Genomic DNA, 12,664 nt, shown 5'->3' with positions numbered 1-12,664 from the left:
GTCGCCGGCGGCCCCGGGCTACCTCGGCAGGAGGGTGAAGATCTGGCGGGGCTTGAGTTCGCGCTCGTCGAAGGCGACGGTCTCGCCCAGGCCGCGTGCCGCGGCGAACGCCGCCCGGAAGGCTTCCTCGGACTCGAACCGGCCGGTGGTGACGACGGCGTCGCCGTCGGGAGTGGCCCAGACCTCGGCGGACAGGCATCCCGGAGCGGCTCGCAACGAGTCGCCCACCTGGTGTGCGCGGCCGACGAAGTCCTCGAAGTGCTCGGGGTGCGGGTAGTGGAAGGCGACGAACCCGACGGTCTTGGCTGCCTCGACTGTCATCCTGCTGTCTCCGATCGCGTATACGGTGGCGTATGGATCGAGGCTAGCTTTTCTGTACGGTGCCGTATATGCGGCGGAGTTGTGAGGTGGGACACACTGTGGGAGCGACGCGCACGCCACGTGGCAGCTGGATCGAGGAGGGTCTGCGGGCGCTGGCCACCGCCGGCCCGGACGCCGTCCGCATCGAGGTGCTGGCGAAGAGGCTCGGCGTCACCAAAGGCGGCTTCTACGGACACTTCGCCGACCGGGACGCGCTGCTCGAAGCGATGCTGGACACCTGGGAGCGGGAGAGCACCGACGAGGTGATCGAGCACGTCGAACGGGAAGGCGGAGATCCGAAGACCCGGATCCACCGTGCGGGCGTGCTGACGTTCTCCAACGACCGGCTGCTTCCCATCGACCTCGCGATCCGTACCTGGGCCCGGCGCGACGAGGAGGTCGCCGAGCGCCTGCGACGGGTCGACGACCGGCGGATGGACCTGCTGCGCGAGATGATCGGCACCTTCTGCGCCGACGCCGACGAGGTCGAGGCCCGCAGCCTGCTCGCCTTCTGTGTGGCGATCGGCAGCCATTTCCTCGCGGCGGGCCACGGCGACCGCACCCGTGCCCAAGTCCTCGCCCGCGCCGCCGACCTGCTGCTCGATCGCAGCCACGAGGGCAATGGCCCCTGACGGGTTCCCCCCGGGGGTGAGTGACGCGGCCCGTGGTGCATGTGTGCATGCGGCAACTACCATGACCGCCCGGGAACGGCGCGCAACGGCTCACCACTGCTCACCACTGCTCGCAACCGCTCGCAACTGCTCGACGACGGACGAGAGGACCCCTGATGACCGCCACCGTCAGCTTCGAGGGCAACGAGATACCGCCGCACCAACTGGAGGACCGGGCGAGGAAGTTGGCGGGCGGGCTGTACGGGCTGGGGCTGCGCGCCGGTGACGTGGTCGCGGTGCTGCTGCGCAACGACCCCGCGTACGTCGACGTCATGCTCGCCTGTCGGCTCGGCGGGTTCCACTTCTCTCCGCTCAACTGGCACTTCACCCCGGCCGAGCTCGCGTACATCGTCGAGGACTGCGGCGCGCAGGCGGTCATCGGCCACGCGGACCTGCTGGAAGCGGCACGGCCGGCACTCCCCGAGGGTCTCACCGTCCTCGCTGCAGGAGGCGGACAGCCCACCTCGTGGGCCCTCCCGTACGAACCCTGGCTTGCCCAACAGGTCGACTACAGCGGCCCGTTGGTGTCCCCCGGCGGGCACATGGCCTATACGTCCGGGACCACAGGACGTCCCAAGGGAGTGGTCCGCGCGTCCGTACCGGTGGAGGAGATCGACGACTTCCGCAGCCGTACCCTCGCCGTCGTCGAGCAGGTGTACGGCCTGCGGGCGGGCTGCCGCGCCCTGATGACGGCCCCGCTCTACCACAGCGCACCGAGCATGTACGCCCAGTACGCCGCGGTGGCCGCGGGCCTGTTCGTCATCGCGCCGCGCTTCGACGCCGAACAGACCCTGGCGCTCGTCGAACGCCACCGCATCGAGTCCCTCTACTGCGTACCGACCATGTACGTACGCCTGCTGAAGCTCCCGCGCGAGGTCCGCGACCGCTACGACCTGTCCTCGCTCCGCTTCGTCGGCTCGACCGGGGCTCCGTGCGCGCCGGAGGTGAAGAAGGCGCTGATCGACTGGCTCGGGCCGATCGTGCACGAGACGTACGCCTCCAGCGAGACCGGCTACATCACCGTCATCGACTCGGTCGAGGCCCTCGCCCGGCCGGGCAGCGTCGGGCGTCCGCTCGGCGACGCGCAGATCCGGGTCGTCGACGAGAACGGGAAGGACTGCGCAACCGGCGAGGTCGGCGTCCTGTACGTACGACAGCCCGCGCACACGGACTTCACCTACCAGGGCCGGGCGCAGGCCCGCGAGGAGATCGGCCTCGGCGAACTCGTCTCGGTGGGCGACATGGGATACCTCGACGAGGACGGCTACCTCTACATCTGCGACCGGGCCGTCGACATGGTCATCTCCGGCGGAGTCAACATCTACCCCGCCGAGATCGAGGCCGCGCTGCTCGGCCGCCCCGGGGTCCTCGACTGCGCCGTCTTCGGAGTCCCCGACCCCGAATTCGGCGAACGCCTGCACGCGCTCGTACAGCCGGAGCCGGACACCACCCTCGACCCCGCCCAACTGCGGGAGACCCTGCGCGCCACCCTCGCGGGATTCAAGGTCCCCCGCACCCTCGACCTCGTCGCCGAACTGCCCCGCGACCCCAACGGCAAACTCGCCAAACACCGCATCCGCGCCGACTACCTGGAGTCGACGAAGCACCCTGCCTGAGCGCCCCCGCTCCCGGCCCGCACCTACGTGCCCGGTCGGGAGCGGCCCGGTTTGACCCTGACGCAGGGGCAATCTCCCAGCATGACGGCATGACTACGAGAAGCAGTGCGATCGAGGCCGCCGGCCTGCGGAAGTCGTACGGCGGCCATGAGGTGGTCGCCGGAGTCGACCTGACCGTCCCCGCAGGCACCGTCTACGCCCTGCTCGGGCCCAACGGAGCCGGTAAGACCACCACGGTCCGGATCCTGTCCACGCTGCTCGCCGCGGACGCGGGCGAGGCCCGGGTCGCCGGGTACGACATCCGCCACGAGGCCGACCGGGTGCGCGAATCGATCGGAGTGACCGGACAGTTCTCCGCCGTGGACGAGCTGCTGACGGGACGGGAGAACCTGCGGCTGATGTCCGACCTCGGCCACCGCGACCGGCGCGGGAGGAACGGGGACAGCAGGGTCGGGCAACTGCTGGAGCGGTTTCGCCTCACGGACGCCGCCGACCGGCGCGCGGCGACGTACTCCGGCGGCATGAAGCGGCGGCTGGACCTGGCGATGACCCTGGTGACCGGCCCTCGGCTGATCTTCCTCGACGAGCCGACCACCGGCCTCGATCCGCGCAGCCGCCGTGAACTGTGGGAAATCGTACGGGAGTTGGTGGCAGACGGGGTCACCGTCCTCCTCACCACCCAGTACCTGGAGGAGGCGGACCGGCTCGCCGACCGGATCGGCGTGCTCGACGGGGGCCGACTGGTCGCCGAAGGCACCGCGTCCGAGCTGAAGCGGCTGGTCCCCGGAGGTCGCATCGAGCTCCGGGCCGCCGACAGCGCGCGGGTGGCCGAGCTGGCGCGCAGGTTCCCCGGAGCGAGCCCGAACACCGGGGCACTGACCGTGACCCTGCCGTACGACGGCAGCCTCAACGCGCTGCGCCGCCTGCTGGACGACCTGACCGGGACCGACGGCGACGCAGCCACCGAGCTCACCGTGCACACCCCGGACCTGGACGACGTGTTCCATGCCCTCACCGGCCACCCCACCACCGCCGGGACCCCCGAGGAGATGCCGACATGAGTGCCGCGCCGTACGCCGTACGCGACTCGGTGACCATGCTGCGCCGCAACGTGAAGCACATGGTCCGCTACCCGTCGCAGACACTGATGCTGATCGGTCTGCCGCTGCTGTTCCTGCTGCTGTTCGTCTACGTCTTCGGCGGAACCATGGGCGCCGGGCTGCACTCCGGAGACGCGACGGGGGACCGCGGCGGCTACCTGACGTTCCTCACGCCCGGGATTCTGGCGATGACGGTGGCGAGCGTGTCCATCAGTACCGCGGTCTCGGTCGCCACCGACATGACCAGCGGGATCATCGACCGGTTCCGGACCATGGCCATCGCCCGGTCCTCGGTGCTCACCGGCCACGTGCTCGGCGCCATGATCCAGACCGCGCTGGCACTCGCCACGGTCTTCGGCGTGGCGTTCCTGCTCGGTCTGGAGGCCGCCGCCTCGGCGATCCAGTGGGCGGGCCTGCTGGGTCTGCTCGCGCTGCTGTCGTTCGCGCTGACCTGGTTCACCGTGGCGCTGGGACTGGCCAGTCCGAACCCGGAGACGGCGAGCAACTGGCCGATGATCTTCATGCTGCTGCCGTTCGTGGGCAGCGGGTTCGTGCCGGTCGAGTCGATGCCGACCGGGCTGCGGTGGTTCGCCGAGTACCAGCCGTTCACACCGGTCATGGAAGCCCTCCGGGGCCTGCTGGCCGGATCACCGGGCGGTACGGACGCGCTGTGGGCCGTCGGCTGGTGCGCGGCAATCGGACTGGTCGGCCACCTCTGGTCACGGCGCCTCTACCGGACCCGCGCCGCGAACTAGGCGAGAAGACGACGGAGAGAGATAGGGAGAGTGGACGGATGCTGACCATCGGCGAGCTGGCGTCGTACGCCGGAGTGACGGTGCGCGCGGTGCGGCACTACCACGCCAAGGGGCTGCTGCCGGAGCCGGAGCGGGACCACTCCGGCTACCGCAGATACGGCGCGGGCGCCGTGGTCGAGCTGATCCGGATCAGGACCCTCGCCGGGGCCGGGGTCCCGCTGGCGCGCGTACGGGAGCTGCTCCAGGCCGACGCGGAGGAGTTCGCCGCGGCGGTCGCCGACATCGACGAACGGCTGCGGGCGGAGATCCGGGAACGGCAGCGGCACCGGGAGCGGATCGCCCGCCTCTCCGCGGGCGACCACCTGGTGCTGCCCCGCGAGGTGGTCGAGTTCCTCGACCGGCTGCGGGTGCTCGGGGTCGACGAACGGATCGTCCAGGTCGAGCGCGACGGCTGGATCCCGCTGGTCGCCCGGTCGCCCGAGCGGGTGCCGGAGTGGATGGCGCGCAAGCGGGAGCAGATCGCGGATCCGCGGTTCGTCGACTTCTACCTCACCCTGGGCCGGGCGCTTGCCCGGACCGACGACGGCCCACGGTCCGCGGGGTCGGCGGAACCGGTCGAGTTGGCGGTGCTGGCCGACGAACTGGCCGGTTACCTCACGCAGTTGGCCGACGAGCAGGGTGAGGACTACGTCGACGACGTCGACATCGAGCCACCGTTCGTGAGGCTGATGGACACGCTGGCGTGCGACACCGCGCCGCCGGCCCGGCGGCTGATGGAGCTGCTGAAGGAACGGGGCTGGGCCGGCTGGACCAGACTGAAGCGCGTCGCCCCCGCCCGTACCAGCGGAAGTACGCCCGCACGAGGCTGGCGCCCCGGGTCCGGCCGTGGGTCCATGGTGTCGGAACGCTGATGTCGACAGGCTGGTGTCGACTTGCGGGCGCGCGCGGGAGGTTGCCATGGGCGGCTGGAGCAACTGGTGGGAGATTCCGGGCCGGGTGACGGGCTATGCCTCGGCGTGTGCCCGTAAATACGGCCGCATCGACCTCTTCTCCCTCGGTGAGGACTTCCTCCCCGTCCACAAGACCGATCCCTTCGACCCCGGTTCCCCCTGGCGGTCGCTGGGACAGCCCGGCTCCCTCGGGGTCCCGCCCGCGGTCGTCTCCATGGGGCAGGAGTACCTCGACGCCTTCTTCCACTTCGGCTACCACAACAGCTACAACGGCCTCAAAGCCACCCCCTGGACCGGCTTCCAGCGCTTCGACTGCCAGTCCCAGCACCCGATCGCGATCTGCTCCTGGGGCCCGCAGCGCATGGACCTGTTCGCCTGCGACAGGGACGGCACGCTGGCGATGAAGCACAAGTGGTACGACCACGGGGTCTGGTCGGGCTGGGAGGACCTGGGCGGTGAGTTCTTCGGCGGGGTCGCGGCCGTGTGCTGGGCCCCCGGCCGGATCGACCTGTTCGGCGTCGGCTTCGACAACCGGGCGATCTGGCACAAGTGGTTCGACGCGGGCCACGGCTGGTCGGGCTGGGAGAACATGGGTGGAATCACCAACGACCCGCCTTCGGCGGCCAGTTGGGGCCCGGGGCGGCTCGACCTCTTCCACACGGGACGCGACCACGCCGTCTACCACAAGTGGTTCGACGCCGGCATTGGATGGTCGGGCTGGGAGTCTCTCGGCGGCTATGCCTTGAACGGCACGGCGGCGGCCTCTCCGGGCCCTGGGCAACTGGCGGTGTTCCACCGGGGCCGCGAGAACACCATCTGGGCGCGGAGGTTCGGCTTCTGAAGTGGGGCCGGGGCCGGGGGCGGGGCCTGGATTCGGCCGGTGAGAATGGCGCAGGCCGGCCTGGCCCGGTGGGGGTGGCGCTGGGATCATCCTGGAATGGAGCTGCGAGGCGCGAGAGTACTGGTGACGGGTGCTACCGGTGGGATCGGGCAGGCGCTGGCGGTGGCGCTGGCCGCCCGGGGCAGCGAGGTGGTGCTCACCGGGCGCCGTACGGATCTGCTGGAGCCGCTGGCCGAACGGCTGGGCGGCCGGGCCATCGCCGCCGACCTCGCCGACCGGGACGCGATCGAGGAGCTGCTGGAGGCGGCGGGCGACATCGACGTACTCGTGGCCAACGCCGCACTTCCCGCGACGGGCCTGCTGGACGACTACTCCGTCGGCGAGATCGACCGTGCGCTCGACGTCAACCTCCGTGCTCCCATCGTGATGGCCAAGCTGGCCGGGCAGCGGATGGCAGCCCGCCGCCGCGGCCACCTGGTCTTCATCTCCTCGCTCTCCGGCAAGACCGCGTCCGGGCAGGCCTCCCTGTACAACGCCACCAAATTCGGAATGCGCGGCTTCGCCCTCGCGCTCCGCGAGGACATGCGGCCCCACCACGTCGGCGTCTCGACCGTCTTCCCCGGCTACATCAGCGACGCGGGCATGTTCGCCGACTCCGGCGCGACCCTGCCCCGCGGCGTCGGCACCCGTTCGCCGAAGGACGTGGCACGCGCGACCGCGAGGGCCGTCGAGCAGAACCTCGCCGAAGTGGACGTGGCCCCGCTGGGCCTGCGGCTGGTCGCCCTGCTCGGCGGCGCCGCACCTGGCCTGACCGCCGCCGTCCAGCGCCGCCTCGGCAGCGACAAGGTCACCGAACAGCTCGCCAGGGGGCAACGCCACAAGCGCTGATCCCGCAAGCATCACGCGTCACGACCAGGATCCATGCGTAAGACGCATCAACCTTGATAGGTTGCGCGGCATGGGAATGAGCTTGGAGGAGTCGCTGCGGCTCACCGTGGCCGCGCTGATGCAGGCGACGGGCGACTCGCAGCGGGGGATCGCCGAGGCACTCGGCCTGACGCAGACGCAGGTCTCGCGCCGCCAGTCCGGTGCCGCCTCGTGGCAGCTGGACGACGTGGACGCACTCGCCGCCCACTACGACGTCCACCCGCTGGACCTGCTGGACGGCCCGACCAGGGCGTGCGACGCCCTGCCCGCGGCTAGGCTCCGTACCGCGAAGGAGAAGGAGAAGGAGAAGGAGAAGAAGGGGGCGGTTCGATGAACGGCTCCGGCTCCGGCTCCAGCTCCGGTTTCGACGCGATCGACTCGCTGCTCTCCGCCGTCGCCCCGCCCGCCGCCCTGCCCGATCCGGAGGTACGGCAGGACCTGCGCGAACGCGCCCACCTCTCCAAGGCCCAGATCGCCAGGGCCCTCGGCGTCAGCCCCAGCACCGTCAGCGGCTGGGAGTCGGGGCGCGACCCGGTCGGCGAGATCCGTACGAAATACGCCTACCTGCTCGACGGACTGCGGGACAGGCTCGGGACCGCGCCCGCGACGGCCACCGCAGAAGCCGAGGAGCAGGACGGCGCACCGGATTTCGTACCGGATTTCGTACCGGATTCCGTACGGGACTCCGAGGACGCCGCTCCGGCAGCGCCCGAGCAGGAGGCCGACGGGGACGTCGAGGTCCTGGCCGCCCCCGAGCCGTGCGTACTGTGCGGGCGTCCCGCCCTGCACCGGATGGACGGCTTCGCACAGCACCTGGACCCCGCCGACTGCCAGGCCGACCCCACAACTGCCCCTGCCCCGGCCCCCGTTCGGGCAGAACCCGCCGCGACGGCCGCCCCCGCTCCCGTACGTACGGAACCCGCCGCGAAGCCGGCGGGGGCGACGCGTACGAGCCGCCCGGCCTCGCGGTCGGCGGAGCGGAAGCCTCCGCGCGGGCGCGCCTTCCAGGACGAGTCCGGTCCCGGCGACCTCATCACCCAAGCCGTACAGACGGCCCTCGCCGAGCACCGGGGCGACGTCGACGACGCCACCGCCGCGCTGCTGAAGCGCGCGATCCCCGACGCCATGCGGCTCCTCGACGAGACCCGCAAGGGCGGCCGGTACGACGTCGTCGCCCACCCGTGGATCCCGGACGTGCTGCGCAAGCAGACCGCCAAGGGCGCGGACCAGATCTGGGAAGCACGCCCGAAGTGGACCCGGCACGAACTCCCCGCCGGCGCCCACGAGGTGACCGCCCTCGACATGAACGGCGCGTACCTCTCCGCCCTGAAGACCCACCTCCCGCTCGGCCAGCTGGAACACTCCACCGGCTTCGACTTCGACCGCCGCCGCGCCGGGGTCCACCTGATCACCCCGCCGGAGTGGGAGCACGGGGACGTCCTGCCGAACCCCATCGGCAACCGCGACGAGCCGGGCCCGCTCTGGGTCACCGAGCCGACCCTCCGCCTCCTCATCCGCCTCTCGGGGCCCAAGCATCAGCTCTGCGCGCCGCCCGAGATCCACGAGTCGTACACCTCGGGGGCGACGGAGGGCCTGCTGGAGAAGTTCCGCGTCGCGCTCAGGGAAGCCCGTGACACGGCACTCGCCGAGGACGACGAGGTGACGCTGGAGTACGTGAAGGCGATGTACTCGAAGTTCGTCTCGACGATGGGCGAGTCGAACTACAACCGGGAGCTCTACCGCCCGGACTGGATGCACCTCATCCGCTCCCAGGCCTTCTCCAACCTCTGGATGAAGGCCCTCAAGGCCCACGACGAGGGCCTGCACGTCGTACGGGCCATGGGTACCGACGAACTCCACGTGATCGGCGACTGGCGCAAGGTCTTCCCCGAGGGCCGGGGGGTCACGGAGGTGAAGGTGAAGGACACGTACGCCGTCGGGGACACGGCTGGAGACACCGCCGGGACTCCGTAGCCACCCGTCAGGCGGCACCGGCCGAGCGACCGGCCGAGCGACCGACCTGGCCGGGGCGTCAACACCCGGTTGACCCACGGGAGTTGTGGGTGGAGGAGCGGCGACCGGCCGGGGGAGTGGTGACCGGCCGGGGCAGTGGTGGCTGGCAGAATGTCCGGCATGTTGAGTTCTGCGAAATCTGCCTCCGCGCTCCGGCGGTCGGCGCGTATATCCGTCGACGGACTGCTGGTCCTTGCGATGGCCACGGTGACCCTGTGGCTGCTGGGCCAGATGTGGTCGGTGGTCTGGCCGGTCGTGGTGGCCCTGCTGCTCACCACGCTGACCTGGCCGCCGGTCCGCTTCCTGCGCGCGCACGGGTGGCGGCCCGCGCCGGCCGCCTCGCTGGTGACCGTGGTCTTCCTCCTGCTCCTCGTGGGCATCCTGGCGCTGATCGCGGTGCCGGTCGCGTCCGAGTCCGGCAAGCTGACCGACGGAGTGATCGCGGGTCTCCAGCAGTTGCGCGAGTGGGCCTCAGGGCCGCCGCTGAACATCGGCGACGACCAGCTCACCGGCGTCCTCGACTCGGCGGTCGAGCGCCTCCAGCACAGTGTCGGCAGCGTGGTCACCGTCTTCGGCACGGGTGTGAGCACCGTGGTGAACAGCCTGGTCACCGCGGTGCTGGCGCTCTTCCTGATGTTCTTCTTCCTCAAGGACGGCCCGCGCTTCCTGCCGTGGCTCACCCGTCAGCTCCCCGGCCGGTTCGCCACCCACGTTCCCGTCGTGGCTGCGCGCTGCTGGGCCACGCTGGGCACGTTCGTCCGTTCCCAGGCGATCGTCGGTCTGCTCGACGCCGTCCTCATCGGCATCGGCCTGTGGATCCTGGACGTGTCCCTGGTGCTGCCGCTGGCGGTATTGACCTTCGTGGCCGCGTTCGTACCGATCGTGGGTGCCTTCTTCGCCGGCTTCGTCGCGGTGCTCATCGCGTGGGTGTCGAACGGTCCGACGGACGCGCTGATCGTGCTCGCGATCATCGTCGTGGTGCAGCAGCTGGAGGGCAATGTGTTCCAGCCCATGATCCAGAGCCGCGGTCTCGGCCTGCACGCGGCGGTGGTCCTGCTGGTGGTGGTGCTGGGCGGAAGCCTGGCCGGGGTGGTCGGCAGCCTGCTCGCCGTACCGGCGGCCGCGCTGACCGCGGTGATCTGGAATTACGTACGAGCACAGCTCGGCGAGCCGGCGCAACAGGGCCCGCAACAGGCAGCCACGCGACCGGATGCGGAGGCGGAGCAGGACCGCGACGAGTCGTCCACCGGCACCACCCCCGCTTCGGCGTAGCGGAAGCTCAGAGCACCCCGGAATCCGCGATGGAGATCGAGGCGCGGGGCGTGCCGTCCGGGGTGCCCTGGGCCTCGACCTTGCGGACCACGTCCATCCCCTTGACGACCTTCCCGAAGACGACGTGCTTGCCGTCCAGCCAGGAGGCCGCGGCCGTCGTGATGAAGAACTGCGAACTGTTGGTGTCGGGGCCCCTGTTGGCCATCGACAGCACGCCGGGCCCCGTGTGCTTCAGGGTGAACTGCTCGTCCTTGAACTTGGCGCCGTAGATGCTCCGGCCGCCGGAGCCGTTGTGGTGGGTGAAGTCGCCGCCCTGGAGCATGAAATGGGGGATCACCCGGTGGAAGCCGGAGCCCTTGTAGCCGAAGCCCTTCTCGCCGGTGGCCAGGGCGCGGAAGTTGGCTGCCGTACGGGGTGCGACGTCGTCGCGGAGGGCGAGGACGATGCGCCCGGCGGGACGGCCGCCGATGGCGACGTCGAAGAAGACGTTCTTGCCGACGGCGGAGGCGGCCCGGGAGCCGGCCGGTTCCCCGGCGGAGGTGATGCCGGACAGGAGCGGGATCGCCAGAGCGGCGGCGGAGACGGCGGAGACAGTGAGGACAACCGAGCGACGGCGCACGAGTGAAGGGCCTTCCGGGGGAGAAAACGAACGGACGAGTCGGAGGCCCAGTGTTCCCCCGGGCGTCGCACCCGCCCGGGGGAACACCGCGGCTGTCACCCGTACGGACGTGCAAACCCGGCCCCGGACGGCCCCGGGGCCAGGAGCTGCGGAAACGTACGAGACCAACCGGACAGAGGTCTGTCCGTGCTGCGGTCTGTCGGTGCTGCGGTCTGTCCGTGCTGCCCCGTCGCGCGGGTCGCCACGATCTGCTCACCCCGCGGGGCACATCCTCTGTTCGGATACCCTCGCCAGCCACGATCGGAGTGCCGCCATGTCCCACCCTCGTACCTCCCGCCGCACCGCCCTGCGCGCTGTCGCCGGAAGCGGTGGTGCCCTCGTCATCGGCACCACCTCCTGCGCGCCGGAAGGCTCCGCGCAGGGCACCCGCCCCGAGAAGTCCGCGCCGGGCGGTCGTACCAGCACCGGCTCGAACACCCCGGCCGTGAACGCCGAGCGCCGCTTCTGCGCCGAGTGGGAGAGCCACGCCCGTACGTTCATGTCCTGGCCCGCCCGCGCCTCCGTGTGGGAGGACGACCTTCCCTCCGTACGGGAGGACATCGCCCGGATCGCGCGGGCGGTCGCGGAGTACGAGCCGGTGGTGATGCTGGCCCGGCCGGAGCAACAGACGGCGGCCCGGCGGGCGTGCGGGGCGCAGGTCGAGGTGATCCCGCTCGCCGTCGACGACCTGTGGGCCCGGGACACCGTCCCCGTCTTCGTGGAGGAGGGGGCGGAAGGGGAGGAGAGGGAGGAAGGGGAGGGCGGCGGCAAGGTCGTCGGGGTCGACTTCCACTTCAACGGGTGGGGCGACAAGCAGCAGCACACCGACGACGCCCGCGTCGGCCGCACCCTGCTCGGCACGTACGGCATCCCCCGCGTCCAGGCGCCCCTCGTCGCCGAGGGCGGTTCCTTCGAGACCGACGGCGAGGGCACCCTCCTCGTCACCGAGAGCTCGCTCGTCAACGACAACCGCAACCCGGGCAGGACCCGGGACCGGATCGAGAAGGAGCTCGTCGAGACCCTCGGCGTGACGAAGGTGGTCTGGCTGGCCGGTGTACGCGGCGAGGACATCACCGACGCGCACGTGGACAGTCTCGTACGGTTCACCGCGCCGGGTGTCGTCCTCCTGGACCGGGCGTTCCCTTCCGCGCCCGCCGACTCCTGGTCCCGCTCGGCCGACCAGGCCCGCTCGGTGCTCGGCAGTGCCACGGACGCGCGCGGGCGGAGCTTCGAGATCGTCGACCTGCCGCAGCCCGACCTCGACCGGATCAGGGGCGGGGGCGACGACTTCGTGGCGGCCTACGCCAACTTCTACGTCGCCAACGGCTCGGTCTTCCTCCCCGAGTTCGGCGACCGGAAGGCCGACGACCGCGCGCGGGGCATCCTCCAGGAACACTTCCCGAAGCGCGAGGTCGTGCAGGTGAGGATTGACACCCTCGCGTCCGGCGGCGGTGGCATCCACTGCGCGACGCACGACCAGCCAGGGAAGCCCGCCGCCTGA

Annotated in this window: 13 protein-coding genes; 11 read left to right on the top strand and 2 right to left on the bottom strand. The window is 71.0% G+C overall.

Annotation, left to right across the window (positions count from 1 at the left end):
- Positions 1-18 precede the first annotated feature (18 nt).
- A complete protein-coding gene (locus AB0D18_RS19455) occupies positions 19-321 on the bottom strand; it encodes an antibiotic biosynthesis monooxygenase (protein ID WP_362419621.1) in 303 nt (100 codons plus the stop codon).
- An 86-nt stretch (positions 322-407) separates the two neighbouring features.
- Between AB0D18_RS19455 and AB0D18_RS19450 the strand changes: the two genes are divergently transcribed.
- From AB0D18_RS19450 to AB0D18_RS19405, 10 genes are all read left to right on the top strand, one after another.
- A complete protein-coding gene (locus tag AB0D18_RS19450; protein ID WP_362419618.1) occupies positions 408-992 on the top strand; it encodes a TetR/AcrR family transcriptional regulator in 585 nt (194 codons plus the stop codon).
- Between the two features lie 155 nt (positions 993-1,147).
- A complete protein-coding gene (locus tag AB0D18_RS19445) occupies positions 1,148-2,647 on the top strand; it encodes an AMP-binding protein (protein ID WP_362419615.1) in 1,500 nt (499 codons plus the stop codon).
- 89 nt (positions 2,648-2,736) lie between these two features.
- On the top strand, positions 2,737-3,708 hold the full coding sequence (locus tag AB0D18_RS19440) for an ATP-binding cassette domain-containing protein (protein ID WP_362419612.1): 972 nt from the start codon (positions 2,737-2,739) through the stop codon (positions 3,706-3,708).
- Positions 3,705-4,502 carry an ABC transporter permease gene (locus AB0D18_RS19435; RefSeq protein ID WP_362419609.1) on the top strand — a complete coding sequence of 266 codons (798 nt, stop codon included), beginning with the start codon at positions 3,705-3,707 and terminating at the stop codon, positions 4,500-4,502. The genes AB0D18_RS19440 and AB0D18_RS19435 overlap by 4 nt, the downstream gene beginning before the upstream one ends.
- Before the next feature lie 38 nt (positions 4,503-4,540).
- Positions 4,541-5,413: a MerR family transcriptional regulator gene (locus AB0D18_RS19430; protein WP_362419606.1), complete on the top strand. Its 873-nt coding sequence runs from the start codon at positions 4,541-4,543 to the stop codon at positions 5,411-5,413.
- A gap of 46 nt (positions 5,414-5,459) precedes the next feature.
- The gene (locus AB0D18_RS19425; RefSeq protein WP_362419603.1) at positions 5,460-6,293 is read left to right on the top strand and encodes a hypothetical protein; all 834 of its coding nucleotides are present in this window, start codon (positions 5,460-5,462) and stop codon (positions 6,291-6,293) included.
- Between the two features lie 96 nt (positions 6,294-6,389).
- Entirely contained in the window at positions 6,390-7,181 is a 792-nt protein-coding gene (locus tag AB0D18_RS19420) for an SDR family NAD(P)-dependent oxidoreductase (protein WP_362419600.1), read from the top strand.
- A 70-nt stretch (positions 7,182-7,251) separates the two neighbouring features.
- On the top strand, positions 7,252-7,554 hold the full coding sequence (locus AB0D18_RS19415) for a helix-turn-helix transcriptional regulator (RefSeq protein WP_362419597.1): 303 nt from the start codon (positions 7,252-7,254) through the stop codon (positions 7,552-7,554).
- Positions 7,551-9,194 (top strand): helix-turn-helix transcriptional regulator, encoded by a 1,644-nt coding sequence (locus AB0D18_RS19410; protein WP_362419594.1) that lies wholly within the window; start codon positions 7,551-7,553, stop codon positions 9,192-9,194. Before AB0D18_RS19415 ends, AB0D18_RS19410 begins: the two co-directional genes overlap by 4 nt.
- 150 nt (positions 9,195-9,344) lie before the next feature.
- A complete protein-coding gene (locus AB0D18_RS19405) occupies positions 9,345-10,505 on the top strand; it encodes an AI-2E family transporter (protein ID WP_362419591.1) in 1,161 nt (386 codons plus the stop codon).
- A gap of 7 nt (positions 10,506-10,512) precedes the next feature.
- Here AB0D18_RS19405 and AB0D18_RS19400 read toward each other — a convergent pair whose 3' ends face one another.
- Entirely contained in the window at positions 10,513-11,049 is a 537-nt protein-coding gene (locus tag AB0D18_RS19400; RefSeq protein WP_362420101.1) for a peptidylprolyl isomerase, read from the bottom strand.
- A 388-nt stretch (positions 11,050-11,437) separates the two neighbouring features.
- Between AB0D18_RS19400 and AB0D18_RS19395 the strand changes: the two genes are divergently transcribed.
- A complete protein-coding gene (locus AB0D18_RS19395; RefSeq protein ID WP_362419588.1) occupies positions 11,438-12,664 on the top strand; it encodes an agmatine deiminase family protein in 1,227 nt (408 codons plus the stop codon).

This window comes from Streptomyces sp. NPDC048442, from assembly GCF_040651475.1.
Classification (GTDB): domain Bacteria; phylum Actinomycetota; class Actinomycetes; order Streptomycetales; family Streptomycetaceae; genus Streptomyces.
The sequence above is the reverse complement of the archived record's forward strand: the minus strand, read 5'-3'. Positions and strand labels throughout refer to the sequence as shown.

What these genes read in the sequence shown, in the direction of transcription:
- AB0D18_RS19410 (WP_362419594.1), top strand. Translation starts at nt 7,551, where the DNA reads ATGAACGGCTCCGGCTCCGGCTCCAGCTCCGGTTTCGACGCGATCGAC.
- AB0D18_RS19435 (WP_362419609.1), top strand. Translation starts at nt 3,705, where the DNA reads ATGAGTGCCGCGCCGTACGCCGTACGCGACTCGGTGACCATGCTGCGC.
- AB0D18_RS19425 (WP_362419603.1), top strand. Translation starts at nt 5,460, where the DNA reads ATGGGCGGCTGGAGCAACTGGTGGGAGATTCCGGGCCGGGTGACGGGC.
- AB0D18_RS19420 (WP_362419600.1), top strand. Translation starts at nt 6,390, where the DNA reads ATGGAGCTGCGAGGCGCGAGAGTACTGGTGACGGGTGCTACCGGTGGG.
- AB0D18_RS19415 (WP_362419597.1), top strand. Translation starts at nt 7,252, where the DNA reads ATGGGAATGAGCTTGGAGGAGTCGCTGCGGCTCACCGTGGCCGCGCTG.
- AB0D18_RS19440 (WP_362419612.1), top strand. Translation starts at nt 2,737, where the DNA reads ATGACTACGAGAAGCAGTGCGATCGAGGCCGCCGGCCTGCGGAAGTCG.
- AB0D18_RS19395 (WP_362419588.1), top strand. Translation starts at nt 11,438, where the DNA reads ATGTCCCACCCTCGTACCTCCCGCCGCACCGCCCTGCGCGCTGTCGCC.
- AB0D18_RS19405 (WP_362419591.1), top strand. Translation starts at nt 9,345, where the DNA reads ATGTCCGGCATGTTGAGTTCTGCGAAATCTGCCTCCGCGCTCCGGCGG.
- AB0D18_RS19455 (WP_362419621.1), bottom strand. Translation starts at nt 321, where the DNA reads ATGACAGTCGAGGCAGCCAAGACCGTCGGGTTCGTCGCCTTCCACTAC.
- AB0D18_RS19430 (WP_362419606.1), top strand. Translation starts at nt 4,541, where the DNA reads ATGCTGACCATCGGCGAGCTGGCGTCGTACGCCGGAGTGACGGTGCGC.
- AB0D18_RS19445 (WP_362419615.1), top strand. Translation starts at nt 1,148, where the DNA reads ATGACCGCCACCGTCAGCTTCGAGGGCAACGAGATACCGCCGCACCAA.